Origin of the sequence: Pseudomonas fluorescens (assembly GCF_000967965.1) — a bacterium.
Taxonomy (GTDB): Bacteria; Pseudomonadota; Gammaproteobacteria; order Pseudomonadales; family Pseudomonadaceae; genus Aquipseudomonas; species Aquipseudomonas grandcourensis.
This window is the reverse complement of sequence record NZ_LACC01000012.1, coordinates 84,852-109,701: the sequence shown is the minus strand read 5'-3', so window position 1 is coordinate 109,701 and position 24,850 is coordinate 84,852. Positions and strand designations below refer to the sequence as shown.

Annotated in this window: 24 protein-coding genes; 23 read left to right on the top strand and 1 reads right to left on the bottom strand. The window is 62.2% G+C overall.

Annotation, left to right across the window (positions count from 1 at the left end):
• The first annotated feature begins 25 nt into the window (after window positions 1-25).
• The 3 genes from mscK (at window position 26) to trxC (ending at window position 5,414) form a co-directional block, all read left to right on the top strand.
• Window positions 26-3,394 carry a mechanosensitive channel MscK gene (gene mscK / locus VC35_RS10230; protein WP_046039711.1) on the top strand — a complete coding sequence of 1,123 codons (3,369 nt, stop codon included), beginning with the start codon at window positions 26-28 and terminating at the stop codon, window positions 3,392-3,394.
• Window positions 3,395-3,442: 48 nt separating this feature from the next.
• Window positions 3,443-4,906 carry a protein adenylyltransferase SelO gene (selO, locus tag VC35_RS10225; RefSeq protein WP_046039708.1) on the top strand — a complete coding sequence of 488 codons (1,464 nt, stop codon included), beginning with the start codon at window positions 3,443-3,445 and terminating at the stop codon, window positions 4,904-4,906.
• Window positions 4,907-4,979: 73 nt separating this feature from the next.
• Window positions 4,980-5,414, top strand: coding sequence for a thioredoxin TrxC (gene trxC, locus VC35_RS10220; protein WP_046039707.1), 435 nt, complete (start codon window positions 4,980-4,982; stop codon window positions 5,412-5,414).
• Between the two features lie 65 nt (window positions 5,415-5,479).
• Here trxC and VC35_RS10215 read toward each other — a convergent pair whose 3' ends face one another.
• A complete protein-coding gene (locus VC35_RS10215; RefSeq protein ID WP_015093167.1) occupies window positions 5,480-6,250 on the bottom strand; it encodes a ParA family protein in 771 nt (256 codons plus the stop codon).
• Window positions 6,251-6,605: 355 nt separating this feature from the next.
• On the opposite strand from VC35_RS10215, the gene VC35_RS10210 reads away from it, so the two are divergent.
• From VC35_RS10210 to VC35_RS10115, 20 genes are read left to right on the top strand one after another with little or no spacing between them, the layout of a single operon-like run.
• Window positions 6,606-7,331, top strand: coding sequence for a beta-ketoacyl synthase chain length factor (locus VC35_RS10210; protein ID WP_046039705.1), 726 nt, complete (start codon window positions 6,606-6,608; stop codon window positions 7,329-7,331).
• Window positions 7,307-8,116: a lysophospholipid acyltransferase family protein gene (locus VC35_RS10205; protein WP_046039704.1), complete on the top strand. Its 810-nt coding sequence runs from the start codon at window positions 7,307-7,309 to the stop codon at window positions 8,114-8,116. Before VC35_RS10210 ends, VC35_RS10205 begins: the two co-directional genes overlap by 25 nt.
• Window positions 8,097-8,357 (top strand): phosphopantetheine-binding protein, encoded by a 261-nt coding sequence (locus VC35_RS10200; protein ID WP_046039703.1) that lies wholly within the window; start codon window positions 8,097-8,099, stop codon window positions 8,355-8,357. Before VC35_RS10205 ends, VC35_RS10200 begins: the two co-directional genes overlap by 20 nt.
• Before the next feature lie 9 nt (window positions 8,358-8,366).
• Window positions 8,367-8,621: an acyl carrier protein gene (locus VC35_RS10195; RefSeq protein WP_008025124.1), complete on the top strand. Its 255-nt coding sequence runs from the start codon at window positions 8,367-8,369 to the stop codon at window positions 8,619-8,621.
• Complete coding sequence (locus VC35_RS10190; protein ID WP_046039701.1) at window positions 8,618-9,163, top strand: COG4648 family protein; 546 nt, start codon at window positions 8,618-8,620, stop codon at window positions 9,161-9,163. Before VC35_RS10195 ends, VC35_RS10190 begins: the two co-directional genes overlap by 4 nt.
• Window positions 9,160-10,839: an acyl-CoA synthetase family protein gene (locus tag VC35_RS10185; protein WP_046039700.1), complete on the top strand. Its 1,680-nt coding sequence runs from the start codon at window positions 9,160-9,162 to the stop codon at window positions 10,837-10,839. Before VC35_RS10190 ends, VC35_RS10185 begins: the two co-directional genes overlap by 4 nt.
• The gene (locus VC35_RS10180; protein ID WP_046039699.1) at window positions 10,832-11,566 is read left to right on the top strand and encodes a glycosyltransferase family 2 protein; all 735 of its coding nucleotides are present in this window, start codon (window positions 10,832-10,834) and stop codon (window positions 11,564-11,566) included. The genes VC35_RS10185 and VC35_RS10180 overlap by 8 nt, the downstream gene beginning before the upstream one ends.
• Window positions 11,563-12,504 (top strand): LpxL/LpxP family acyltransferase, encoded by a 942-nt coding sequence (locus VC35_RS10175; protein WP_046039697.1) that lies wholly within the window; start codon window positions 11,563-11,565, stop codon window positions 12,502-12,504. The genes VC35_RS10180 and VC35_RS10175 overlap by 4 nt, the downstream gene beginning before the upstream one ends.
• Window positions 12,485-14,029: an HAL/PAL/TAL family ammonia-lyase gene (locus VC35_RS10170; RefSeq protein WP_046039694.1), complete on the top strand. Its 1,545-nt coding sequence runs from the start codon at window positions 12,485-12,487 to the stop codon at window positions 14,027-14,029. The genes VC35_RS10175 and VC35_RS10170 overlap by 20 nt, the downstream gene beginning before the upstream one ends.
• Window positions 14,022-14,447, top strand: coding sequence for an acyl-CoA thioesterase (locus tag VC35_RS10165; protein ID WP_046039692.1), 426 nt, complete (start codon window positions 14,022-14,024; stop codon window positions 14,445-14,447). The genes VC35_RS10170 and VC35_RS10165 overlap by 8 nt, the downstream gene beginning before the upstream one ends.
• Window positions 14,444-15,046 carry an outer membrane lipoprotein carrier protein LolA gene (locus tag VC35_RS10160; RefSeq protein ID WP_046039690.1) on the top strand — a complete coding sequence of 201 codons (603 nt, stop codon included), beginning with the start codon at window positions 14,444-14,446 and terminating at the stop codon, window positions 15,044-15,046. The genes VC35_RS10165 and VC35_RS10160 overlap by 4 nt, the downstream gene beginning before the upstream one ends.
• Entirely contained in the window at window positions 15,030-17,369 is a 2,340-nt protein-coding gene (locus tag VC35_RS10155; protein WP_046039689.1) for an MMPL family transporter, read from the top strand. The genes VC35_RS10160 and VC35_RS10155 overlap by 17 nt, the downstream gene beginning before the upstream one ends.
• Complete coding sequence (locus VC35_RS10150) at window positions 17,366-18,526, top strand: hypothetical protein (RefSeq protein WP_046039688.1); 1,161 nt, start codon at window positions 17,366-17,368, stop codon at window positions 18,524-18,526. The genes VC35_RS10155 and VC35_RS10150 overlap by 4 nt, the downstream gene beginning before the upstream one ends.
• Window positions 18,513-19,760 (top strand): NAD(P)/FAD-dependent oxidoreductase, encoded by a 1,248-nt coding sequence (locus tag VC35_RS10145; protein WP_046039687.1) that lies wholly within the window; start codon window positions 18,513-18,515, stop codon window positions 19,758-19,760. The genes VC35_RS10150 and VC35_RS10145 overlap by 14 nt, the downstream gene beginning before the upstream one ends.
• The gene (locus VC35_RS10140) at window positions 19,757-20,482 is read left to right on the top strand and encodes a class I SAM-dependent methyltransferase (RefSeq protein ID WP_046039686.1); all 726 of its coding nucleotides are present in this window, start codon (window positions 19,757-19,759) and stop codon (window positions 20,480-20,482) included. Before VC35_RS10145 ends, VC35_RS10140 begins: the two co-directional genes overlap by 4 nt.
• Window positions 20,482-21,099 carry a hypothetical protein gene (locus VC35_RS10135; RefSeq protein WP_080925291.1) on the top strand — a complete coding sequence of 206 codons (618 nt, stop codon included), beginning with the start codon at window positions 20,482-20,484 and terminating at the stop codon, window positions 21,097-21,099. The genes VC35_RS10140 and VC35_RS10135 overlap by 1 nt, the downstream gene beginning before the upstream one ends.
• A complete protein-coding gene (locus VC35_RS10130) occupies window positions 21,096-22,292 on the top strand; it encodes a beta-ketoacyl-[acyl-carrier-protein] synthase family protein (RefSeq protein WP_046039684.1) in 1,197 nt (398 codons plus the stop codon). Before VC35_RS10135 ends, VC35_RS10130 begins: the two co-directional genes overlap by 4 nt.
• Window positions 22,289-22,750, top strand: a complete 462-nt coding sequence (locus tag VC35_RS10125; protein ID WP_046039683.1) for a hotdog family protein — start codon at window positions 22,289-22,291, stop codon at window positions 22,748-22,750. Before VC35_RS10130 ends, VC35_RS10125 begins: the two co-directional genes overlap by 4 nt.
• A complete protein-coding gene (fabG, locus tag VC35_RS10120; protein WP_046039682.1) occupies window positions 22,747-23,475 on the top strand; it encodes a 3-oxoacyl-ACP reductase FabG in 729 nt (242 codons plus the stop codon). The genes VC35_RS10125 and fabG overlap by 4 nt, the downstream gene beginning before the upstream one ends.
• A complete protein-coding gene (locus tag VC35_RS10115; protein WP_046039681.1) occupies window positions 23,475-24,701 on the top strand; it encodes a beta-ketoacyl-ACP synthase in 1,227 nt (408 codons plus the stop codon). The genes fabG and VC35_RS10115 overlap by 1 nt, the downstream gene beginning before the upstream one ends.
• Window positions 24,702-24,850: the final 149 nt, after the last annotated feature.

The following is a 24,850-nucleotide window of genomic DNA, read 5'->3' as shown; positions in this document are numbered from 1 at the left end:
ACTATCACTTGCTTGACCGGTCTTTATGCCTAACCTGCGCTCCATTTTCGCCATCGCCCTTTTGGGCTTGAGTCTCTCTGTCGGCACCCTTGGTTTATCGCAAGTGGCGCAAGCGACCGAACCGCCTTCCAGCGAAGCCGTACAGGCGAGCCTGGACAAGATCGCCGACCGCAAACTGCCGGAAGCCGATCAGAAGGCCCTTCAATCCGTCCTGCAAGGCACGCTGAGCCAGCTCAACAACAAGCGTGACTACGAGCAGAAGCTGGTCACACTCAAGCAGCAATTGAGCAGTGCGCCCAAACAGACCATCGAGAACCAGCGTGAACTGACCCGCCTCAAGGCCAGTTCCGTGGTGCCGGTGGCGCAGCGTTTCGCCAAGGAACCGATCCAGCAGCTGGAACAATTGCTCACCGAGCGCTCCACCCAGCAAAGCGACCTGCAAAAGGCCCTGGCCGATGCCAACAGCCTGATCATCACTGCCCAGACCCGCCCCGAGCGCGCCCAAGCGGAGATTTCCAGCAGCCAGACGCGCATCCAGCAGATCAACACCATCCTCAAGAACGGCAAGGACGCCGGCAAGGCTTTGAGCGCCGAGCAGCGCGACCAGCTCAATGCCGAGCTGGCAGCGCTGAACGCCCTGATCCCGCTGCGGCGCCAGGAGCTGGCCGGCAATACCCAATTGCAAGACCTTGGCAGCAGCCAGCATGACCTGTTGTCGGAGCGATCCGACCGCCTTGATCAGGAAATCCAGGAACTGCAAACCCTGATCAACCAGAAGCGTCTGGCGTTGTCCCAGGAAACGGTCACCCAGCAATCCATCGAAGCGCAGAAGGCCGGCGGCAGCAGCCTTTTGGCCACCGAAAGCGCGGCCAACCTGAAGCTCTCGGACTACCTGCTCAAAAGCACCGACCGCCTGAACGAAGTCACCCAGCAGAACCTGCAGACCAAGCAGCAACTGGACAGCCTGACTCAGAGCGATGCGGCCCTGGACGAGCAAATCAACGTGCTCAAAGGCAGTCTGCTGCTCTCGAAGATTCTCTACAAACAGAAACAGGCGTTGCCGCGCCTGCGGCTCGACCGCAACCTGGCCGACCAGATTGCCGACATTCGCCTGTATCAGTTCGAAGTCAGCCAGCAACGGGAGTTGCTGAGCAATCCGGCCACCTACGTCGAAAACCTGCTGTCGACCCAACCCCCCGAGCAAGTCACGGCGCAGCTGCGCAAAAGCCTGATGGAACTGGCCACCACCCGCGCCGACCTGCTGGAGCGACTGAACCGCGAGCTGAGCGCGGTGCTCAATGAATCCATCACCTTGCAACTGAACCAGAAGCAACTGCTCAGCACCGCGCAAAGCCTGCGGGCGACGCTCGATGAGCAGATGTTCTGGATTCCCAGCAACAAGCCGCTGGACCTGGAGTGGATTCACAGTGTGCCGGATCGCCTCCAGCGGCAACTCGATTCGCTGCCGGTACTTTCAAGCCTGAGCGAACTGACCGACGGCCTGACCCAGCGCCCTCTGCTGTTCCTGCCACTGGCCCTGCTGATCGGCGCGCTGTTGTGGCGGCGCAAGAATCTGTACGCGCGACTGAACAAGGTTCACCAGGACATCGGTCACTTCAAGCGCGATAGCCAGTGGCACACGCCGCAGGCGATTCTGATCAATATTCTGCTGGCGATGCCGGTTTCACTGGGCCTCGCCTTGTGCGGGCTGGCCCTGCGAATTGACGCCCGTGGGCAGAACGCCAATATGGGTGCGGCGCTGCTGCAAATGGCCGGGGCCTGGCTGGTGTTCTACACCGCCTACCGGATCCTCGCGCCGGGTGGCGTGGCAGAACTGCATTTCCGCTGGGAAAAGCCCCAGGTGGAGTTCCTGCGCAGATGGATCCGCCGCCTCGGCATCGTGGTGATGGCACTGGTGACCGTCGTCGCCGTTGCCGAGCTGCAACCGGCGGCACTGGCCGATGATGTGCTCGGCATGCCGGTGGTGCTCATCTGCTACGCCTTGATGACCTTGCTGCTCAGCCGCCTGCTCATCAGCAGCCCGACCCATGAGAACGCCTCGCTGTTCCGCAAACTGGTGGGGATCCTGTTCACCGCCCTGCCCGTCGCGCTGTTCGTGGCCGTGTGCTTTGGCTACTACTACACCGCGCTGAAGCTCAGCGACCGCTTGATCAACACCCTGTACCTGCTGATGTTCTGGCTGGTGATCGAAGCCACCTTCGTGCGAGGTCTCAGCGTAGCGGCGCGTCGCCTGGCTTATCAGCGCGCCTTGGCCAAACGTAACGCAGCGAAAGAGACCGCCGACGGCGAAGCCATCATCGAAGAGCCGACAATGGACATCGAGAAGGTCAACGAACAGTCCCTGCGCCTGATCCGCCTGGCGCTGCTCGGCGGCTTCATGGCGGCACTGTATTGGGTCTGGGCCGACCTGATCACGGTCTTCTCGTACCTGGACAACATCACCCTCTACGAATACACCAGCGGTACCGGCGCCAACATGAGCATGGTGCCGATCAGCATCGGCGACATGCTTGGCGCGCTGATCATCATCGGCATCACCTTCGCCCTGGCGCGCAACCTGCCGGGCTTGCTCGAAGTGTTCGTGCTGTCCAAGCTCAACCTTGCCCAGGGCAGTGCCTACGCGACCACCACGCTGCTGTCCTACGTGATCGCTGGCGTCGGTTTCGTCTCGACGCTGTCGACCCTCGGCGTAAGCTGGGACAAGCTGCAATGGCTGGTGGCGGCGCTGTCGGTCGGCCTCGGTTTCGGCATGCAGGAGATCTTCGCCAACTTCATTTCCGGCATCATGATCCTGTTCGAACGTCCGGTGCGGATCGGCGACACCATCACCATCGGCAACCTGTCGGGCACCGTGAGCAAGATCCGCATCCGTGCCACGACCATCACCGACTTCGATCGCAAGGACATCATCGTCCCGAACAAGACGTTCATTACCGGGCAACTGATCAACTGGTCGCTGACCGACACCATCACTCGGGTGACCCTCAAGCTCGGTGTCGACTACGGCTCGGACCTGGACCTGGTGAAAGAGCTGTTGCTCAAGGCCGCCCGGGATAACCCGCGCGTACTGAAAGACCCGGAACCCCACGTGTACTTCCTGAACTTCGGCGAAAGCACCCTCGACCACGAGTTGCGCATGCACGTGCGCGACCTCGGCGACCGCAACCCGGTGCTCGACGAGGTCAACCGCTTCATCAACCGCGAGTTCAAGAAGCAGCACATCAACATCTCGTTCCGGCAGATGGAGGTCTACCTCAAGAACCTGCACGGCCAGGAATACAAGATGGTGCCGATCGAACCGGAAGCGAAAACCATCGTGCCGGTCGTCGACGGCAAGCCGGCGCAAGAACCGCCCGCCGCCAAACTCGACTAACTGGCCATTCCCCAGCAGAATGCTCGGACATTCTGCTGGAGCCGGCCCTTGAAAGCCCTCGACGAACTCACTTTCGATAACCGCTTCGACCGCCTGGGCGACGCGTTTTCCGCCCACGTGCTGCCCGAGCCCATCGATAATCCGCGCCTGGTCGTGGCCAGCCCTGCCGCCATGGCACTGCTGGACCTGGACCCGGCCGTGGCCGAAACCCCGGAGTTCGCCGAACTGTTCAGCGGCCACAAGCTCTGGGCCGACGCGATCCCAAGGGCGATGGTCTATTCCGGGCATCAGTTCGGGTCCTACAACCCGCAACTGGGCGACGGTCGCGGCCTGTTGCTCGGCGAGGTGTACAACGAGGCCGGCGAACACTGGGACCTGCACCTCAAGGGCGCCGGCCAGACGCCGTTTTCACGCATGGGCGATGGCCGGGCGGTACTGCGTTCGTCGATCCGCGAATTCCTCGCCTCCGAAGCCCTGATTGCCCTGAACATCCCAACCACCCGCGCCTTGTGCGTGATCGGCTCCGATACCCCGGTGTGGCGCGAAAAGCAGGAGCGCGCGGCCATGGTCCTGCGCCTGGCGCCGAGCCATGTGCGCTTCGGGCACTTCGAGTATTTCTACTACACCAAGCGCCCAGAGCAGCAGAAAGAGCTGGGTGATCACGTGCTGGCCATGCACTTCCCACAGTGCCTGGAACAACCGGAGCCGTACTTGGCGATGTTCCGCGAAGTGGTGGAGCGCAACGCCGAACTGATCGCCAAATGGCAGGCCTATGGCTTCTGCCACGGAGTGATGAACACCGACAACATGTCGATCCTGGGCATCACCTTCGATTTCGGCCCGTTCGCCTTCCTCGACGACTTCGACGCCAACTTCATCTGCAACCACTCAGACGACCAGGGCCGTTACTCCTTCAGCAACCAGGTGCCGATTGGCCAGTGGAACCTCAGCGCGCTGGCCCAGGCCCTGACGCCGTTCATCAGCGTCGAGGCCCTGCGCGAAACCCTCGGCCTGTACCTGCCGCTGTTCCAGGCCCATTACCTGGACCTGATGCGCCGCCGCCTCGGCCTGACCACAGCCGAGGATGACGACCAGAAACTGCTGGAGAACCTGCTGCAACTCATGCAAAACAGCGGCGTCGACTACAGTCTGTTTTTCCGCCGTTTGGGTGATGAGGCACCGGAACAGGCCATCACCCGCTTGCGTGACGACTTCGTCGACCTGAAGGGCTTTGACGCCTGGGGCGAGCTCTACGTCGCCCGGGTGGCACGTGAAGGCACGCTTGATCAAGAGCAGCGCCGCCAGCGGATGCACGCGGTCAACCCGCTGTACATCCTGCGCAACTACCTGGCGCAAAAGGCCATCGAAGCGGCGCAGAACGGCGACTACTCGGAAGTCCGCCGGCTACACGCCGTGCTGAGTAACCCGTTCGAGGAACAACCGGGGATGGAAAGCTATGCCGAGCGACCACCGGAATGGGGCAAGCATCTGGAGATCAGTTGTTCGTCGTGAGGCACTGCACGATTGAAAATCCGCAGTCATGTCTCCAAATAAAGATCATTCGCTTTCGACTGGACGATTTTTCATGACCGACCCACTCCTCATCCCCTGCCCCCACTGCAACGGCCTCAACCGCATTCCCGCCGAGCGCCTCAATGACCACCCGAAATGCGGGCGCTGCAAGACAGAAGTCCTGCTGAACAAGCCGTTTGAATTGAAGCAAGGCGACTACGCCAGCCAGATCAAGGGCGATCTGCCGCTGCTGGTGGACGTGTGGGCGGATTGGTGCGGGCCGTGCAAGTCGTTTGCGCCGGTGTTCGAGCAGGCGGCCGGGCAACTGGCGGGCAAGTGTCGGCTGGCCAAGCTGGACAGCGAGGCGAACCAGCAGTTGTCGGCACAGTTGGGGATTCGCTCGATTCCGAGCCTGATCCTGTTCAAGAACGGCCGGGAAATCGCCCGGCAGAGCGGGGCCTTTCCGCTACCGCAACTGATGAGCTGGTTGCGTAGCCAAGGGATCTGAAGGCAACACAGACCCTGTGGGAGCGAGCTTGCTCGCTCCCACAGGGTTTTGCGTCGCCTGGAAGATCAGGCATTTTCCAGCAAATTGTGCAGCTCGACAAACTGTTGGGTCAGCTTGTGCCGCGGGTCGAGATGGATCAGCGGCGTATTGGCCTGGTGGGATTCGCGCATGCGTACCGAGCTGGCCAGGTACACCGGCAACACCGGCAGGCCTTCGGCGATCAGTTCATCGAGAATTTGCTGGGGCAGGCTGGCGCGGGCCTGGAACTGGTTGACGACGATGCCTTCGACTTCCAGGCCTTCGTTATGGTCGTCCTTCAACTCTTCGATTTCCGCCATCAGGCCGTACAGTGCCTGGCGTGAAAAACTGTCGCAATCGAATGGAATCAACACACGATCGGCGGCGATCAACGCCGAAACCGCATAAAAATTCAGCGCTGGCGGGGTGTCGAGGTAAATCCGGTCGTAGTCTTCGCTCAGCTCTTCCAGCAACTTACGCAGCTTGTTGATCTTGTGCTTGGCTTCAAGCTTTGGCTGCAAGTCCGCCAGCTCGGCCGTGGCGGTAATGACATGAAGGTTATCGAACGGGGTTTCGTAGATGTCGACCTGATTCTTTTTGGAGAACGGCCCGGAAGACAGCGTCTGCTTGAAGAAATCGGCGATGCCCATCGGGATATCGCTACCGGTGAGCCCCGTCAGGTACTGAGTGGAGTTGGCCTGGGCATCGAGATCCACCAACAAGGTGCGAAAACCCTCGCTGGCACTGACCGCCGCCAGATTGCAGGCAATGCTGGATTTGCCGACGCCACCTTTCTGATTGAACACCACGCGCCGCATGTCAAAACCTCCGTGTACCAATGAATGACCGAGTGTAGTGGTCCACAGCGTTGCTTCGCTACCTTGTCAGCAAAGGGACTACACAGTCAGTTGCCTTCTCCTGCTTGAAAAGCCCTGAACGCCCCGGTGATTCAACGCCAGAACCGACAGACGGAGTCATAATTCTGTGAATAATTACCAATCGTTCAATTTTTGCGAACCTGCAGCTTCATCTTGCTGAGCAAAATGTAACCAGCATTTGCTACACGTTCCCGGCACCGGGATAATGCGCGCCACTCGGCGCCAAACGCCACGCAGGGTAAGTCCCGGCTCACGGCCGCTCCCCGCGTCAAGTAAGCCCGTGAGGGTGGGATGAATGTCTGTGATCAACTTCAACATCGCCCAATGGCGCGCTTGGGCCCCAGGGCTTGATAGCGTGAACGATTGGCAGGCCTGGTGCCGACAACCGGTCGTGCTGCCGGACAGCGATGTCGCTCCCGACGTTTCCTTTCTGCCGGCCATGCAGCGTCGGCGGCTCAGTCGTCTGGCGCGCATGGCATTCAGTGTCGGCTGGCCATTGGCCGAAGGTCGGCAGGATCTGCCATTGGTCTTTGTTTCCCGTCACGGCGAAACGCCCCGCACGATCGAGATTCTCAGTGATCTGGCCACCGATCAACCGCTATCGCCGACTCAGTTCAGCTTGTCGGTGCATAACGCGATCATTGGCTTGTGGTCGATCATGCGTGGTGAAACCAGCGAAATGACGGCCCTGGCAGCCGCAGGCGATGGCCTGGAACATGGCATGATCGAAGCTGCCGCGCTGTTGGCCGAAGGCGCTAGCGCGGTGCTGTTGGTGATCACCGAAGAGCGGCCGCCCGAGGCTTACTCAACCTGGATCGACGACGTGCCGTTCCCTTATGCCATCGGCCTGCTGATTACCCCTGGCACCGACTGGCAGTTGTCCCTGAACAGCTCCTCGGATGCGTTGTCCAAATCCCGCTGGCCCCACGCGCTGAATCTGTTGTGTGCGCTGCTCGGCCAGCAAACCACCTGCCAACATGCCTGGAAAAATCGTGAATGGACCTGGCAACGCAACCCGTGACCGAGAAAAACCGCGACGCCTATTACTGGCGCTTGCTGGCCACCGCCGCGAGCTTTGCCCTGTTCGGGTTGGGCGGGCTGTGCCTACGCCTGGTGATTTTCCCTTTGCTGAACTGCCTGCCCGGCGACGCCCGGACCCATCGGCTGCGGGCCCGGCAAACGGTCAGCCGCTGTTTCTGGATTTTTGTGCGTTTCATGGCCCGTACCGGGGTACTGACCTATAACATTGAGGGCGCGGAAAAACTCGGTCGTCCCGGGCAAATGATCATTGCCAATCACCCATCGCTGATCGATGTGGTCTTTCTGATCGGCCTGGTGCGTCACGCCAACTGCGTGGTCAAGCAAAGCCTCTGGGAAAACCATTTCACCCGCGGGCCGCTGGGTTGCACCGAATACATCAGCAACGACGGCAGCATGGACATGCTCGACGCCGCTGCCGACGCGCTGAAAGACGGCCAGACCCTGATCATTTTCCCGGAAGGTACGCGCACCCAACCCGGCCACCCCCCGGCCTTTCATCGGGGCGCCGCGGCAATCGCCCTGCGTGGTGCGAAAATCCTCACCCCGGTCATTATCAAGGTCAGCCCGACCACATTGACCAAGGCCGAGCCCTGGTATCGCATCCCCAAGCGGCGCGTGCACTTCAGTTTCCGGGTCGGGGCCGATATAGACCCACAGACCTTCGCCACGCAGGGGCCGGCTCCGCAGGCCTCGCGCAAGCTCAACGATTATCTACATTCTTACTTTATTAAGGAGCTCGCCGAAGATGAGCGATCTGCACCGTGATATCAAAATGCTTATCATCGACGCCCTTGGCCTGGAAGACATCAGTGCCGACGACATCGGCAACGACCAGCCCCTGTTCGGCGAAGGCCTGGGCCTGGACTCGGTGGACGCCCTGGAGCTGGGCCTGGCCATCCAGAAAAAGTACGGCATCAAAATCGACGCCGATGCCAAGGACACACGTAATCACTTCAGTAACGTGGCGAGCCTTGCGGCGTTCGTCACTGCAAAACAGGCAGCTTGAGACCGGACCATGCAAACTCGTGACGACATTTTCAACACCCTGCGCGATGCCTTGGTCGAGCTCTTCGAACTGGACCCGGAGCGTGTGAGCCTGGATTCCAACCTGTATCAGGACCTGGAAATCGACAGCATTGACGCGGTCGACCTGATTGATCACATCAAACGTCAGACCGGCAAGAAAATCGCCGCCGAAGAATTCAAATCGGTGCGTACCGTCAGTGACGTGGTCGAGGCGGTCTACCGTCTGGTTCAACCGGCCGCATGAATCGACTGATTGGCCTCGGCCTGCTGCTGGCGGGCCTTTTGTATCCCTTTGCGGTGTATTTCGGCATGGAGCATTTCGCCCCGTGGCAGTTCGGGCTGCTGCTGGGTGGGCTGTGGCTGGCCCGGGCGCTGACCGGTAAACGACGGCCGGGCAGCCTGTGGATGGCCACGGTGGCCATTGTGTTCTGTCTGTTGCTGGCGCTGTTCGACAGCCCGGCGCTGTTGCGCTGGTATCCCGTGTTGATCAGCAGCTTCATGCTGGTGCTGTTTGGATCGAGCCTGACATTCGGCCCACCGATCGTTGAACGCCTGGCCCGGGTGCGCGAACCGCAATTGCCGGCCGAGGGCATTCGCTATACCCGTCAGGTGACCATCGCCTGGAGCGTTTTTTTTCTATGCAACGGTTTGTGTGCCGCCGCCCTGACCCTCTGGGCGCCGCTGAGCTGGTGGACGTTGTACACCGGCCTGATTTCCTACGGATTGATAGGCCTGATGTTTGCCATTGAATGGCTCATACGACAAAGGGTACGAGGCCGCCCATGAATTGGATAAAACTTGAGCACCTGCTGCTCAAGGCTCAGCCGGAACGCGCCGTAACGACCACTCCGGCACTGGATCACGCTCGACTGTGCGAACAGGCGCTGCGCCTGGCCGCCGGCCTGCAAGCCCGGGGTGTGCGGCAGATGGCTGTGCACCTCGAGGATGCCGCCGACCTGGCGATTGCCCTGTTCGGCGCCTGGCGTGCCGGGGTCAGCGTGCTGCTGCCGTCTGACCTGCAACCCCAGACCCGCCAACGCTGGTCAGGTGAAGTTGATCTGTGGCTGAGCGATCAGCCCGACGATGCGCACCTTGGCGACCTCCAACAGCTGCCGCTCAGTCCCGCCGCGCTGGACCTGGATAACTGCCAACTCAGCCTGTGCACCTCCGGCTCCAGTGGCGAACCCAAGCGCATCGAAAAAAACCTGCGCCAACTGGCCAATGAAGTCGAAGCCCTGGAACAGCTGTGGGGCGCCGACCTGGGCCCGGCGTGCATCATTGGCAGCGTCGCCACCCAGCACATCTACGGCCTGCTGTTTCGGGTGCTGTGGCCGCTGTGCGCCGGGCGCCCGTTCGTACGTCGGCAGTTGGCCTTTCCGGAAGACCTGCAACGCACCAGCCGCGAGTACCCGGCTTTCGCCTGGGTGGCCAGCCCGGCGCTGCTCAAGCGTATGAGCGACAATCTCGACTGGCCGGCCTTGAGCTCTGTACGCCGGGTGTTTTCCTCCGGCGGCGCATTACCGGTCGAGGCCGCACAGAGCCTGCACGAGCGTCTGGGGCAATGGCCAACGGAAATCTTCGGCAGTTCGGAAACCGGCGGCATCGCCTGGCGTCAGGGCGCGGAACTCTGGCAGCCCTTTGCCGATGTCACGCTGACCCAAGACAGTGAGGGTGCGCTGCTGATCGCTTCGCCGTATTTGCCCAATGGCCATGTCGAACACACTGCCGATGCTGCGCGCATCGCCATCGATGGTCGCTTCGAGTTGCTTGGGCGACTGGACCGGATCGTCAAACTGGAAGAAAAACGCATCTCGCTGCCGATGCTGGAACAAGCGCTGACGGCCCATGAATGGATCATCGAAGCGCGGCTCGGTGTCGTTCAGGAAAACCGCGCCTCCCTGGGGGCATTGCTGGTGCTGAGCGAGGCCGGTTTGCATGTGCTGCGCAATCAGGGTCGACGCAGCCTCACCGAGCAATTGCGCCAGCACCTGAGCCAACACTGCGAAGCCCTGGCCCTGCCAAGACGCTGGCGCCTGCTGCGACAACTGCCGCTGAACACTCAAGGCAAATTGCCCCAGGCCGACGTCGACGCCCTGCTGCTGGCACCGCGCCCCAAAGCGCCCGAGGTGCTGGAGCAAGTCGAAAGCAATGGCGAGTGGAGCCTGCAACTGGCCGTGCCACCGGACCTGGCCTATTTCAGCGGGCATTTCCCCAAGGCGCCGGTGTTGCCTGGCGTGGTGCAGGTGGACTGGGCGCTGAGCCTGGGCCAGCAACTGATGAACCTGCCGAAAAAATTCGCCGGCATGGAAGTCTTGAAGTTCCAGCAACTGGTGCGTCCGGGGGATGAGATCCAGCTGCACTTGCGCTTCGATCCGGCGCGCGGCAAATTGTATTTCGCCTATCGCAACGAAACCGCCACCTGCTCAAGCGGGCGGGTCTTGCTGGAGGCGGCGCATGCATAGCCCCTGCGCCATCGTCCCGGTGTACAACCATGAAACTGCCATCACCACGGTGGTCGATGCGCTGATCGCCAGCCATCTGCCGTGCATCCTGGTGGACGATGCCAGCAGCCCGCGCTGCGCCCGGGTGCTGGATCGCCTGGCCCAACGTGACATGGTTTACCTGATCCGCCTCGCCGAAAACCAGGGCAAGGGTGGCGCGGTCATGACCGGCTTGCGCGAAGCTTCGCGCCTGGGTTTCAGCCATGCCTTGCAGGTGGATGCCGATGGCCAGCACGACTTGCAGGACGTCAAACGCTTCATCGAACAATCGCGCCGCTACCCACAATCGGTGATTTGCGGTTATCCGCAATACGACGCCAGCGTGCCGAAGGGCCGTTTGTATGCGCGCTACCTGACTCACGTCATGGTCTGGATCAACACCCTGTCGTTGCAGATTCGCGACTCCATGTGCGGTTTCCGGGTTTACCCATTGCCGCCAGTCCTGGCATTGATCGAATCAGCGAAAATCGGCAAGCGCATGGACTTCGACTCGGACATTCTGGTGCGTCTGGCCTGGCGCAATCAGCCGATGCAATGGCTGCAAACCAAAGTCCATTACCCGCTGGATGGCGTTTCGCATTTTCGGATGTTCCACGACAACGTGCTGATTTCCAGCATGCACACGCGGCTGTTCTTCGGCATGTTGCTGCGTACGCCAGTGATCCTCTGGCGACGGTGGCGGGCATGAGCGCAGACAAGCAGCACTGGGCCGACCGCGAAGAACGGGGCAGCTTCTGGCTGATGAAGCTCACCGCGTTCGGCGCCAAAGTGCTGGGCCGTCGAGTACTGAGCCCAGTGTTGTACGGCATCGTGCTGTACTTTTTCCTGTTCGGTCGCAGCGCTCGACACAGTGCCTGGCAATACCAGCAACGCCTGACCGACTGGAGCGGGCGCAGCGAATTGCGCCCGAGCCATTGGCGGGTGTTCGGCCAGTTCATGGCTTTCGCCGATTCCATGCTCGACAAACTCGACGTCTGGAACGGCAAGCTGAGCATCGAACAAATCGAGATCATCGACCCGGCGCTGCTGCGCGACCAGTTGCGCGGTACCCGCGGGCAGATGCTGGTGGGCGCACACCTGGGCAATCTGGAAGTCTGCCGCGCACTGGCGGAGATCGGCGAGAAGGTCACGATGAACGTGCTGGTGCATACCAAGCACGCTGAACAGTTCAACCGTTTGCTGGGCGAAGCCGGGGCGACCAATTTGCGCCTGATCCAGGTCAGCGAACTCGACCCCGGGATCATGCTGCAACTGAGCGAGCGCCTGGAGCGCGGCGAGTGGCTGGCGATTGCCGGCGACCGCGTGCCCTTGCATGGCGGACGCTGCGCGACCGTGGACTTCCTCGGTCATCCGGCCAGGCTCCCCCAGGGCCCGTGGCTGTTGGCCGGCCTGCTGAAATGCCCGGTCAACCTGCTGCTGTGCCTGAAAAAGCCCGACGGCGACTATCGACTGACCATTGAACCCTTCGCTGAGGCAATCACCTGGAAGCGCAGCGACCGCGAACAGGTCATTCATCAGTGGGCCTCCCGCTACGCCGAACGCTTGGGTCACTATTGCCTCGAAGCGCCCCAACAATGGTTCAACTTTTACCCTTTCTGGAAGACCGATGACGACGCCAACGCTTGAGCCGGTAACCTTCGGCGAACGCCCTTTGCGCATTGAAGACGTGCTGGCACTGGCCAACCGCAAGGTGCCGACGCAGTTGCAAAGCGATCCCGCCTACCGCGAGCGCATCGCCAAGGGCGCGCGTTTTCTCGACTCGCTGCTGGACAAGGAAGGCGTGATCTACGGCGTGACCACCGGTTACGGCGATTCCTGCGTGGTCGCGGTGCCGCTGCATCACGTCGAGGCGCTGCCCCGTCACCTGTACACCTTCCACGGCTGTGGCCTGGGCAAACTGCTCGACGCCCAGGCCACCCGCTCGGTACTGGCGGCGCGCTTACAGTCGTTGTGCCACGGTGTTTCCGGGGTGCGCGTGGAGTTGCTGGAGCGCCTGCAGGCGTTTCTTGAACACGACATCCTGCCGTTGATTCCGGAAGAAGGTTCGGTGGGCGCCAGTGGTGACCTGACGCCGCTTTCGTATGTGGCCGCCACGCTGTCCGGCGAGCGCGAGGTGATGTTCCGTGGCGAGCGCCGGCAGGCTGCCGATGTGCACCGTGAACTCGGCTGGCAACCGCTGGTGTTGCGTCCGAAAGAAGCCCTGGCATTGATGAACGGCACCGCTGTGATGACCGGTCTGGCTTGCCTGGCGTACGCACGCGCCGATTACCTGCTGCATCTGGCCACGCGCATCACCGCGCTGAACGTGGTCGCCCTGCAAGGCAACCCGGAGCACTTCGACGAGCGCCTGTTCGCCGCCAAGCCACACCCGGGGCAGATGCAGGTCGCCGCGTGGTTGCGCCAGGATCTGGCCATCGACGCGCCGACCGCACCGCTGCATCGCCTGCAAGACCGCTACTCCCTGCGCTGCGCGCCCCATGTGCTGGGCGTGCTGGCCGACAGCCTGAACTGGCTGCGCTCGTTCATCGAAATCGAGCTCAACAGCGCCAACGACAACCCGATCATCGACGCCGAAGCCGAGCGCGTACTGCACGGCGGGCACTTCTATGGCGGCCACATCGCGTTCGCCATGGACAGCCTGAAAAACCTCGTGGCCAACGTCGCCGACCTGCTGGATCGGCAACTCGCGCTGCTGGTGGACGAGCGCTACAACCATGGCTTGCCGAGCAACCTGTCGGGCGCCACGGCCGACCGCGCCATGCTCAACCACGGCTTCAAGGCGGTGCAGATCGGCACCAGTGCCTGGACCGCCGAAGCGCTGAAAAACACCATGCCGGCCAGCGTCTTCTCGCGCTCCACCGAATGCCATAACCAGGACAAGGTGAGCATGGGCACCATCGCCGCCCGGGATGCGATCCGCGTGCTGGAACTCACCGAACAGGTGGCCGCAGCCACGCTGCTGGCGGCCAATCAGGGCGTCTGGCTGCGCGGCCAGGCCGAAGATGCACGACCACTGCCACCCGCATTGGCCGCCATGCATGAAGCCTTGGCCAAGGACTTCCCACCGGTCATCGAAGACCGCGCGCTGGAAGGCGAATTGCGCCTGTGCCTGCAACGCATCGCCGAACAACACTGGAGGCTGCATGCGTAGCAAGGGATTTCTCTACACCGACACGGAAATCGTCGTACCGTTCTTTGATGTCGACAGCATGCACGTGGTCTGGCACGGCCATTACGTCAAATACCTGGAAGTCGCCCGCTGTGCGCTGCTGGACAAGATCGGCCACAACTACACGGCGATGAACGAATCCGGCTATGCCTGGCCGGTGATCGACCTGCAATTGCGCTACGTGCGCGGCGCGGTGTTCGGCCAGACACTCAACGTGCGCGCCAACCTGGTGGAGTGGGAGAACCGCTTGAAGATCAACTACCTGATCAGCGACCTGCAAACCGGTGAGCGCCTGACCCGGGGCATGTCGGTACAGGTGGCCGTCGACATCGCCAGCCGCGAGATGCAACTGGTTTCACCGACAGTGTTCACCGACGCTGTGGCGAGGGTGCTGGCATGAAGTCGATCTTCAGATGCCTCGCTGCTCTGGCGCTGCTCGGGCTCTCTTCAGTGGCCAGCGCCTTCGACCTGCAACAACTCAGCGATCAATTGGCCCGGCCCGAGGTGATCCACGGCAGCTTCATCCAGGAAAAACACCTGCGCGCCCTGCCCCGGCCGCTGACCAGCAAGGGCACGTTCGTGCTGGCAAAAAACCACGGCTTGTTATGGCTGCTGAAAACACCACTGCAACAGGACTATCGCATCACCGCCAAAGGCATTGCCCGGCGTGACGGCATTGTTTGGCAAATGCTGCCGGGCAAAAGCGCCGGTGCCGAGCAGAACCGTTTGTTCCTCGCCGTGCTGCAAGGTGACAGCAGTGGCCTGCAACGGGATTTCGAGCTGTCCCTGAGCGGCGATGCGCAGAACTGGAAGCTCACGCTGCTGCCGCGCTCGATGCTGCTCAAGCAGGTGTTCAACCAGATCAACATTACCGGCGCAGAACTGGTGCACAGCATCGAACTGCTCGAAACCCAGGGCGACAGTACGTTGTTGCGCATGCAGGACAGCACCAGCACCCAACCGTTGAGCGACGCGGAGCAACATGACTTTGCCGAGTGAACGGTGGTTGCCACGGCTGTTTCTGCTCCTGCTGCTGGCAGTACTGGCGCTCGCCGGTTGGCAATGGCGTGACGCCGCGCCGCTGTCGGCCAACCTGATGGACCTGGTGCCCGGCACAGCGCCCGATGCCCTGGAACTGCGCGCCGAACAACGCATGCAAGAACCGCTGAACCGCGAAATGCTGGTGCTGGTCGGCCACAGCGATCGCCAGCGGGCCGTCGCCATGGCGCAGACACTCGGCGAGCAATGGCAAGCCAGCGGCTTGTTCGAAAAGGTCCAGTGGACCCTGCAAGCCGACTTGCCGGCACTGCGCACGCAATTGCTGCAAGGTCGCCTGGCGATGCTCCAGGCGGCGGACCGACAACTGCTGATCGAGCACCCCGACACCTTTATCCAGCAACGGGTTCAGGCGTTGTTCGACCCGTTCAACGGTTACAGCCTGGTGCCAGGCCAGGACGACTGGCTGGGCCTGACCGGGCGCATCCAGAACAGCCAGCCGCAACGCGGCTCGGTGCAACTGGACATCGGCAGCGGCGCCCTGGTCGCCGATGCCGATGGCAAGAGCTGGGTGCTGCTGCGCGCGCGCACCACCGGCAACGCCTTCGACATGAACCTGCCGCTGCAAGTGGCCGACCTGCTCGAGCACAGCCGCGAAGTAGCCGCCCGGCACGACGTGCAACTGCTCGCCGCCAGCGGCCTGTTGTACGCAGCCAGCGGGCAGCAGCAGGCCGCCCGGGAGATGACCTGGGTCGGTGGCGGTGCCACCGTGGGGATTTTGCTGTTGCTGCTGTTGGCCTTCCGGCGCTGGCGCGTCTTGTTGGCGTTCGTGCCGGTGCTGGTCGGGATGCTCTTCGGAGCGGTGGCCTGCGTGGCGTTGTTCGGCCATATGCACGTGATGACCCTGGTGCTGGGTTCGAGCCTGATCGGTGTTGCCGTCGATTACCCGCTGCACTACCTGTCCAAGAGTTGGAGCCTGAAACCCTGGCACAGCTGGCCAGCCCTGCGCATGACCTTGCCCGGATTGACCCTGAGCCTGATCACCAGCGGCATCGGTTATCTGGCCCTGGCCTGGACACCCTTCCCGGCGCTGACCCAGATTGCCGCATTCTCTGCCGCCGGTTTGCTCGGCGCCTATCTGTCCGCCGTGTGCCTGCTGCCGGCATTGCTCAAGGGCGTAGACCTGCGCCCGGCGCAGTGGCCATTGCGCATGTGCGAGCTTTTGCTGGACTGTCGTGAAGCGCTGCTCAAACAGCTGAAAACGCCTGTCTTGCTGGCGCTGCTGATCGCCTTTTGTGTAGGCGGCCTGTTGCAACTGGGCAGCAAAAACGACATCCGCCAGTGGATCAGCGCACCGCAACAGTTGACCGACGAAGCCCGGACCATTGCCCAGATCACCGGCTATCAACCCACCAGCCAGTTCTTCCTGATACGCGCCGCCAATCAGCAGCAGTTGCTCGAACGCCAGACCGCCCTGAGAGAGCGGCTGGATCAATTGATAGGCCTGGAAAAGCTCCAGGGTTATCTGTCGCTCAATCAACTGGTCAGCCCGCCGAACGAACAGCAACAGGTGCGCAACGCGCTGAGCAAACTGCCGTCGTTCTGGCAACCCTTGCTCGACATCGGCGTACCGGCCGAGGCGCTGCAAGCCGAGCTGACGAAGCTACAGGCATTGCCGACCGTGGACATCGACGCAGCGCTCAGCGGCCCGTTGGCAGAACCCTACCGGCCGCTGTGGCTAGGGCCGACTGATGACGGCGTGGCGGCGATGGTCAGCCTGCAAGGCATCAACAACCCGGCCCTGCTGCGGCTCCAGGGTGAGGATTTACCCGGCGTGACACTGGTGGATCGACTGGGTGAATTGAACAACGTCTTCGCGGCCACCCAAATCAGTGCCGCGGAACTGAAACTCGCCTCCTGCGTGTTGATCGTGCTGGTACTGATCCTGCCATTCGGCCTCGGCGGCGCGTTGCGTATCGTGTCCCTGCCCCTGCTGGCGGCGTTGTGCAGCCTGGCCAGCCTCGGCTGGCTGGGGCAGCCGTTGACCCTGTTCAGCCTGTTCGGCCTGCTGCTGGTGACGGCGATCAGTGTCGACTACGCGATCCTGATGCGCGAACAGGTCGGCGGCGCGGCCGTGAGCCTGCTGGGCACCCTGTTGGCGGCGTTGACCACCTGGCTGTCGTTCGGCCTGCTGGCGGTGTCGAGCACCCCGGCGGTGAGCAACTTCGGTCTGTCGGTGAGCCTGGGCCTGATCTTCAGCTTCCTGCTTGCACCGTGGGCCGGTCGCCAGGTGCATGAGCCCACGGCCATGGAGCGGGCAACATGATGGTCGTTCTGTTCTGGGCGATGGCGCTGGTGTTGTTCGCCTTTGCGACCCGCGTCGGCCGGCATTTTGGCCTGATTCCCATCGTCAGCCAGTTGTTGCTGGCGACCCTCGGCTTGCCGCTGTTGATGTATTTCTGGATCGAGCCCCAATGGCAATTGAGCGGTGCGCTGCTGGTATCGCCGGGCTGGCTGAAGAACCTCTACAGCCTGAGCTTTGCCCTGTTGCTGGGCTACATCCTCAGCGATGTGATCGACCTGCAACTGGATCGCCAAAGCCTGAAAATCGCCCTGCCCAGCTTTTGCATTCCGTTTGCCTGCGGCCTCGCCACCGCCGTCTGGTTGTTGCCGCCGCAACCGTGGATCAGCTCGCTGGCCGTCGGCCTGTTGTTCGCTATCACCGCGATTCCGGTGTTGTACCTGTACCTGCGGCACATCGATTACCCGCCCGCCGCCACCCGGCGACTGGTGCAAACCGCGATCCTCATCGACCTCGCCTGCTGGACGCTGTTCGGCATCGCCCAGGGCAGCCTGCACCTGAGCAGCCTGTTGCTGCCCCTGGCTGGCGCGTGCCTGCCGGTGCTGCTGCGGTTGCTCGGTTTGCGCCAGACATGGCTCTACAGCCTGTGCTTTTTCGCCCTGCTGGTCGTCGCCGAACACTTCAAGCTCAACGCGCTGATTTTCGGCATCGGCTATGTGTTGATCATGGCCGCGCTGAAAGCCCCGCTGGTCCTGCCGCTGCCGGCCGTGTGGATGGGCCGCTTGCAGACGTACATCGCCATCCCGCTGATCCTCACGTTCGGCATCGTGCAGATCAACGTGCACAGCGCGATGGACAGCCTCGGCTGGGTGCAACTGCTCGCCCTGCTGCTGTTGCCGATGCTGAGCAAACTGCTGGGTAACTGGCTCGGCCTCGGCTGGGCCGGGGCCTCGTTCCAGGGCGCCAGCCGCTGGCGGGAAAGTGTGCTGCTGAACATCCGCGGCTTGAGCGAGATCGTTTTTCTCAACCTGCTGCTGCAACAGCAACTCATCAGCCCGCCGCTGTACTTTGGCCTGATGCTCATGGGCCTGATCGCTACACTGCTACCAGCCCTGACCGGCATGCACCGAATCCCCCTGAAAGCCGCTGTCCCGGCAAGGAGCCCCCATGCCAACCGTTGAAATGGAATGTCGTCAGGTCGTGGTCATCGGCGCCGGTCCTTCCGGCGCCATCGCCGCCGCGCTGCTCAAGCGCAAGGGACACGATGTGCTGGTGATCGAGCGTCAGCATTTTCCACGGTTTTCCATCGGTGAAAGCCTGTTGGCCCATTGCCTGGATTTCGTCGAAGAAGCGGGCATGCTCGACGCCGTCAACGCCGCCGGCTTCCAGCTGAAAACCGGTGCTGCGTTTGCCTGGGGCGAGCGCTACAGCGCGTTCGATTTCGGCGAGACGTTCAGCCACGGCAAATCGACGACCTTTCAAGTCCAGCGCGCCGATTTCGATAAGCTGCTGGCCGATCAGGCCGCGCTGCAAGGCGTGGATATCCGCTATGGCGAAACCATCGTCAGCGTCGACATTGCCCCCGGAAAACCGCAGCTCGGCGTGCGCCGCGAAGACGGTAGCGAGTATCGCGTCGAGGCCGGCTTCCTGCTCGATGCCAGTGGTTACGGCCGCGTACTGCCGCGCATGCTCGACCTCGAGGCGCCGTCGAACTTCCCGGTGCGTCAGGCCGTGTTCACTCACGTCGAAGACCGTATCGACCTCCCGGCCTTCGACCGCAGCAAGATCCTGGTGACCACTCATCCGACCCAGCGCGACGTGTGGTTCTGGACCATCCCGTTCAGCAACGGGCGCTGCTCGGTCGGCGTGGTCGCCGCAGAAGAGCGTTTCGCCGGCCGCAGCGACAATCTGGACGAGTGCCTGCGCAGCTTTATCGCCGAGACGCCAAGCTTGGCCAGCGTGTTGCAAAATGCGCAGTGGGACACCGAAGCCCGAACCATCGGCGGTTACTCGGCCAACGTCAAAACCTTGCACGGCCCGGGCTTCGCGCTGCTGGGCAATGCCGCGGAATTCCTCGACCCGGTGTTTTCCTCCGGCGTGACCATCGCCATGCGTTCGGCGAGCATGGCCGCCGGAGTGTTGCACCGTCAGCTGCAAGGCGAAGCCGTCGACTGGCAAACCGAGTTCGCCGAACCGCTCAAGCGCGGCGTCGACACGTTCCGTTGCTACGTCGAAGGCTGGTACGCCGGGACTTTCCAGGATGTGATTTTCCACGAGAGCAGTTCGCCTGAAATTCGCGGGATGATCAGCTCCATTCTTGCCGGATATGCCTGGGACCGCCGCAATCCGTTCGTCAGCGAAGCCAGGCGCCGGTTGAAGGCGATATCCGAATTCTGTGCCAGGGATGCGACATGAACTACTTGAGCGACAAGTACGTCGAAGAAACCCGTTTCGGTTTGTGGTTCCTGCGCAGCCAGATCTGGCAACACTATGTGCTGCGGTTGGCGATCGACGATTTGCGCAGCCTGTTCAGCGAAGCGCTGCCTGTAAGCCCGGTGTTGCTGGATGCCGGTTGCGGTCAGGGCAAGTCATTCCCGCTGCTGCGCCAGGCCTTTGCGCCCGGTCGTCTGATTGGCATCGATGCCGATCCCCAGAGCCTGGACCAGAGCCGCGCAGAAGCGGCCCGCCAGGGCATGGAAGTGGAGTTGATCGGCGGCGACTGCGCCAGCCTCAACCTGCCGGACGCCAGTATCGACCTGCTGTTCTGTCACCAGACTTTCCATCATCTGGTGGAGCAGGAACAGGCACTGGCCGAGTTCTACCGCGTGCTCAAACCCGGCGGTTATCTGCTGTTCGCCGAATCCACCGAGGCTTACATTGATACTTGGGTGATCCGCTGGTTGTTCCGCCACCCGATGCACGTGCAGAAAAGCGCGGCGCAGTACCTGCAAATGATTCGCCAGCAGGGCTTCGAATTTACCGCGCAAAACGTGTCTTATCCGTACCTGTGGTGGAGTCGCGCCAAGGATTTCGGCCTGCTCGAACACTTGGGTGTGTGCAAGCCGAAACCCTTTGGCCAACGCGAAGAAACCCTGGTCAATGTGGTGGCGCGCAAACCTTTTGAAGGAACTGTGTGATGTTGATTACCCGTCGCTTGAACTGCACAACCTGTAGGAGCGAGCCTGCTCGCGATAGCGGTGGGTCAGTCAAAATGGATGTCGACTATAACGCCGCCATCGCGAGCAGGCTCGCGCCTACAGGGGTTATCGGTGCTATGCGATATCTGTTGATCGCCGCAACCCTGCTGCTGAGCGCCTGCGCCGGCCGGGCGCCGCTGCCCGTACACAATCCGGATCTGCCGCTGCCGCTGCAATTGCACATCCAGCGCGGGCAGGCCGAGGAACGCGAGGACTGGGTGCTGGTGATCCAGCGTGAAGAGGCGGGTATCCGCTGGTCGATGATGGACCTGTTGGGCATTCCCCAGGCCCGCCAGAAATTGGTCGATAAAACCTGGGAGTCAGATGGTTTATTACCGCCCAATCCGCGAGCCCGGGAGCTGTTCGCAGCGTTGCTGTTTGCGCTGACGCCGCAAGATGAACTGGCGGCCAATTATCCCGGCGCCTGGCAGCACGGCAGGCAACGGTACCTGCCCGAGCGCTGGGACATCCACTACGCACAACCGCAGAATTTTGAATTGAAGCTACCGCATGGTCCGGCCTATCAAGTCACCCCCCTGAGCGGTGAAACGCCATGACGGCTTACCTCAATGCCCTCGGATTGGTGTGCGCGCTGGGCCGCGACAAGCAGGAAGTTGCCCGCAACCTGTTTGCCGGCGACTGCGGCGGCATGCGCGAGCAAACCGGGTGGGTGCCGCAACGCACGCTGCCGGTCGGTGCGGTCCAGGGCAAACTGGCAAGCATTCCAGCCGACCTGTCGCGCCATCACAGCCGCAACAATCAGTTGTTGCTGGAGGCCACGCTGCAAATTCGCCCGGACATCGACAGCGCGATCCAGACCTACGGCCGCGACCGCATCGGTGTGGTGCTGGGCACCAGCACCTCGGGTATCGATGAGGCCAGCCAGGGCCTGGCGCATTACCTGCGCGAAAAGCAGTTCCCTGCCGAGTACGACTATCAGCAACAGGAACTCGGGGCACCGGCGAACTTCCTCGCAGAGTGGCTGCAATTGAGCGGGCCGGCCTATGTCATTTCCACAGCCTGCACCTCCAGCGCCCGGGCCTTGATGAGCGCCCAACGCCTGTTGGACCTGGGCATTTGCGACGCGGTGCTGTGTGGCGGTGTCGACACCTTGTGCAAGCTGACCCTCAACGGTTTCTCGGCGCTGGAAGCAGTCTCGGAACAGCGTTGCAATCCGTTTTCGGTGAACCGCAATGGCATCAACATTGGCGAAGCGGCGGTGCTGTTCCTGATGACCAGGCGTGCAGGCGACAGCCAACCGATTGCCTTGCTCGGCAGCGGCGCCAGTTCCGATGCGCATCACATCTCCGCCCCGGAGCCGAGCGGGCGTGGCGCCCTGCAAGCCATGCGCAAAGCCTTGGGCCGTGCCAACCTGCAACCGGAGCAGATCGCTTATCTGAACCTGCACGGCACCGCCACCCAGCACAACGACGCCATGGAAAGCCAGGCCGTGGCGACGCTGTTCCCGGCCGGCGTACCCTGTTCGTCGAGCAAACCCATGACCGGCCACACCCTCGGTGCCGCCGGGGCGCTGGAAGCGGCGTTCTGCTGGTTGAGCCTGAGCCCGGACAATCGCGAGCATGCCCTGCCGCCCCACGTCTGGGACGGACAGCCCGCCCCCGAACTGCCGCCGCTGCAATGGGTGACCCCGACCACTCGCCTGACGTCCATTGCACCCCGCTACCTGATGAGCAATTCCTTTGCCTTCGGTGGCAACAACGTCAGCCTGATTATCGGAGACGCCCCATGATTGACTGGCCGCTCGCCGAACTGCTGCCCCACGCTGGCGACATGATCCTTATCGATCAGATCCTGGCGTTCGATGAAGAGCAGATTCACACGCGCCTGACCGTCAAGCCCGATGGCCTGTTCAATCTCCCCGACGGCAGCCTGCCGGCCTGGGTCGGCATCGAACTGATGGCCCAGAGCGTGGCCGCCTTCGCCGGTTGCCATGCGCGCCAGCGTGGTGATGCGGTGGAATTGGGCTTCCTGCTCGGCAGCCGAAAGTTCGAATGCAACGTCGAAAGTTTTCCGGCCGGTACCGAGTTGACCATCCACGGGATTCGCTCCCTGGAAGACGAAAACGGCATGGGCGTGTTCGAGTGCCACATCAACGCTCCCGGCATTCACGTTACCGCTCGTCTGAACGTATTCCGCCCACCCCAGGCCGCTCAATATCTCCATGAACCCGAAGGAGTCCAGTCATGACTGAATCCGTACTGGTCACCGGTTCCAGCCGTGGCATCGGCCGTGCCATCGCCTTGCGCCTGGCCCAGACCGGGCACGACATCGTGTTGCATTGCCGCAGCGGCCTGGCGGACGTAGAAGCGGTCAAGGCCGAAGTCGAGGCCTTGGGCCGTCGTGCGCGCATCCTGCAGTTCGACGTGTCCGACCGCGCCCGTTGCAAAGAAATTCTCGAAGCCGACGTGGAAATCCACGGCGCCTATTACGGCGTGGTGCTCAACGCAGGCCTGACCCGCGACGGTGCCTTTCCGGCCCTGAGCGAGGAGGATTGGGATGTGGTGATGCGCACCAACCTCGACGGTTTCTACAACGTGCTGCACCCGGTGATGATGCCGATGATCCGTCGTCGCGCCGCCGGGCGGATTGTCTGCATCACCTCGGTGTCGGGGCTGATCGGTAACCGTGGTCAGGTCAACTACAGTGCCTCCAAGGCCGGGTTGATCGGCGCGGCCAAGGCATTGGCGATCGAACTGGGCAAGCGCAAAATCACCGTTAACTGTGTCGCACCCGGCCTGATCGACACAGCCATGCTCGACGAAAATGTGCCGGTGGAAGAACTGATGAAAATGATCCCCGCACAACGCATGGGCACCCCTGAAGAGGTGGCCGGCGCGGTGAATTTCCTGATGTCGGCGGAAGCCTCGTACATCACCCGGCAGGTTCTGGCCGTCAACGGAGGCCTGTGCTGATGAAGCGCGTCGTCGTCACCGGCATGGCCGGCATCACCTCACTGGGCAGCGACTGGGAGACCATCGCCGGCAACTTCGCGGCCAACCGCAGCGGCATCCGCCGGATGGACGAGTGGGATCGTTTTACCGAGCTCAACACGCGCCTGGCGGGCCCCATCGATGACTTCAAGGTGCCGAGCCACTGGACCCGCAAGCAACTGCGCAGCATGGGCCGGGTTTCACGGCTTGCTGTGGGTGCGGCGGAGATGGCACTGGCCGACGCCGGCCTGTTGGGCGACGAGTCAATCAAGGACGGGCGCATGGGCGTTGCCTGCGGCTCCTCCACCGGCAGCACCGACGAGATCAAGGCGTTCGGCAACATGCTGCTCAACTCGGTGGCCGAAGGCCTGAACGCCAACTCCTACGTGCGCATGATGCCGCACACCACGGCAGCCAATATCAGCATCTTCTTCGGCCTCACCGGTCGCCTGATCCCGACGTCCAGCGCCTGCACCAGCGGCAGCCAGGGCATCGGCTATGCCTACGAGGCCATCAAGTTTGGGCGCCTGCCGCTGATGCTCGCCGGCGGCGCCGAGGAGCTGTGCCCGACCGAAGCCATGGTCTTCGACGCGCTCTACGCCACCAGCCTGAAAAACGACACCCCACAACGCAGCCCGCGCCCTTACGACACTGCACGCGACGGCTTGGTGATCGGCGAAGGCGGCGGCATGCTGGTGCTCGAAGAACTGGAACACGCCCTGGCCCGTGGCGCGCGCATCCATGCCGAGATCGTCGGATTCGGCAGCAACGCCGACGGCCAGCACACCACCCGTCCCGAACAAGTCACCATGCGCCGGGCCATGGAACTGGCCCTGGAAGACGCCGGGTTGAAACCGTCGGACATCGGCTATGTCAACGGCCACGGCACCGCCACTGAACAAGGCGACATCGCCGAAACCCTGGCCACCAGCAGCCTGTTCGGCGAACACATGCCGATCAGCTCGCAGAAAAGCTTCCTCGGCCACACCCTCGGCGCCTGCGGTGCGCTGGAGTCCTGGTTCAGCATCGAAATGATGAACCGCGACCTGTACGCCCACACCTTCAACCTCGACGAAGTCGACCCGCATTGTGGCAAGCTCGATTACCTGCGCGGCGAGTTTCGGCAGATGAGTAATCAGTACGTGATGAACAATAATTTTGCGTTTGGCGGGGTGAATACATCGCTGATTTTCAAGCGCTGGTCTTGAACCCAAGCGACAAATGTGGCGAGGGGGCTTGCCCCCGTTGGGCTGCGAAGCGGCCCCAAAACCAGTGCATCCGATCCGTCAGGTAGCTCCCGTAAGCCGACTTTACGACTGCTACGCAGCCGAACGGGGGCAAGCCCCCCTCACCACAG

Coding starts and splice junctions, on each gene's coding strand:
- mscK (WP_046039711.1), top strand. CDS start 26: ATGCCTAACCTGCGCTCCATTTTCGCCATCGCCCTTTTGGGCTTGAGT.
- trxC (WP_046039707.1), top strand. CDS start 4,980: ATGACCGACCCACTCCTCATCCCCTGCCCCCACTGCAACGGCCTCAAC.
- VC35_RS10215 (WP_015093167.1), bottom strand. CDS start 6,250: ATGCGGCGCGTGGTGTTCAATCAGAAAGGTGGCGTCGGCAAATCCAGC.
- VC35_RS10210 (WP_046039705.1), top strand. CDS start 6,606: ATGTCTGTGATCAACTTCAACATCGCCCAATGGCGCGCTTGGGCCCCA.
- VC35_RS10205 (WP_046039704.1), top strand. CDS start 7,307: ATGGACCTGGCAACGCAACCCGTGACCGAGAAAAACCGCGACGCCTAT.
- VC35_RS10200 (WP_046039703.1), top strand. CDS start 8,097: ATGAGCGATCTGCACCGTGATATCAAAATGCTTATCATCGACGCCCTT.
- VC35_RS10195 (WP_008025124.1), top strand. CDS start 8,367: ATGCAAACTCGTGACGACATTTTCAACACCCTGCGCGATGCCTTGGTC.
- VC35_RS10190 (WP_046039701.1), top strand. CDS start 8,618: ATGAATCGACTGATTGGCCTCGGCCTGCTGCTGGCGGGCCTTTTGTAT.
- VC35_RS10185 (WP_046039700.1), top strand. CDS start 9,160: ATGAATTGGATAAAACTTGAGCACCTGCTGCTCAAGGCTCAGCCGGAA.
- VC35_RS10180 (WP_046039699.1), top strand. CDS start 10,832: ATGCATAGCCCCTGCGCCATCGTCCCGGTGTACAACCATGAAACTGCC.
- VC35_RS10175 (WP_046039697.1), top strand. CDS start 11,563: ATGAGCGCAGACAAGCAGCACTGGGCCGACCGCGAAGAACGGGGCAGC.
- VC35_RS10170 (WP_046039694.1), top strand. CDS start 12,485: ATGACGACGCCAACGCTTGAGCCGGTAACCTTCGGCGAACGCCCTTTG.
- VC35_RS10165 (WP_046039692.1), top strand. CDS start 14,022: ATGCGTAGCAAGGGATTTCTCTACACCGACACGGAAATCGTCGTACCG.
- VC35_RS10160 (WP_046039690.1), top strand. CDS start 14,444: ATGAAGTCGATCTTCAGATGCCTCGCTGCTCTGGCGCTGCTCGGGCTC.
- VC35_RS10155 (WP_046039689.1), top strand. CDS start 15,030: ATGACTTTGCCGAGTGAACGGTGGTTGCCACGGCTGTTTCTGCTCCTG.
- VC35_RS10150 (WP_046039688.1), top strand. CDS start 17,366: ATGATGGTCGTTCTGTTCTGGGCGATGGCGCTGGTGTTGTTCGCCTTT.
- VC35_RS10145 (WP_046039687.1), top strand. CDS start 18,513: ATGCCAACCGTTGAAATGGAATGTCGTCAGGTCGTGGTCATCGGCGCC.
- VC35_RS10140 (WP_046039686.1), top strand. CDS start 19,757: ATGAACTACTTGAGCGACAAGTACGTCGAAGAAACCCGTTTCGGTTTG.
- VC35_RS10135 (WP_080925291.1), top strand. CDS start 20,482: ATGTTGATTACCCGTCGCTTGAACTGCACAACCTGTAGGAGCGAGCCT.
- VC35_RS10130 (WP_046039684.1), top strand. CDS start 21,096: ATGACGGCTTACCTCAATGCCCTCGGATTGGTGTGCGCGCTGGGCCGC.
- VC35_RS10125 (WP_046039683.1), top strand. CDS start 22,289: ATGATTGACTGGCCGCTCGCCGAACTGCTGCCCCACGCTGGCGACATG.
- fabG (WP_046039682.1), top strand. CDS start 22,747: ATGACTGAATCCGTACTGGTCACCGGTTCCAGCCGTGGCATCGGCCGT.
- VC35_RS10115 (WP_046039681.1), top strand. CDS start 23,475: ATGAAGCGCGTCGTCGTCACCGGCATGGCCGGCATCACCTCACTGGGC.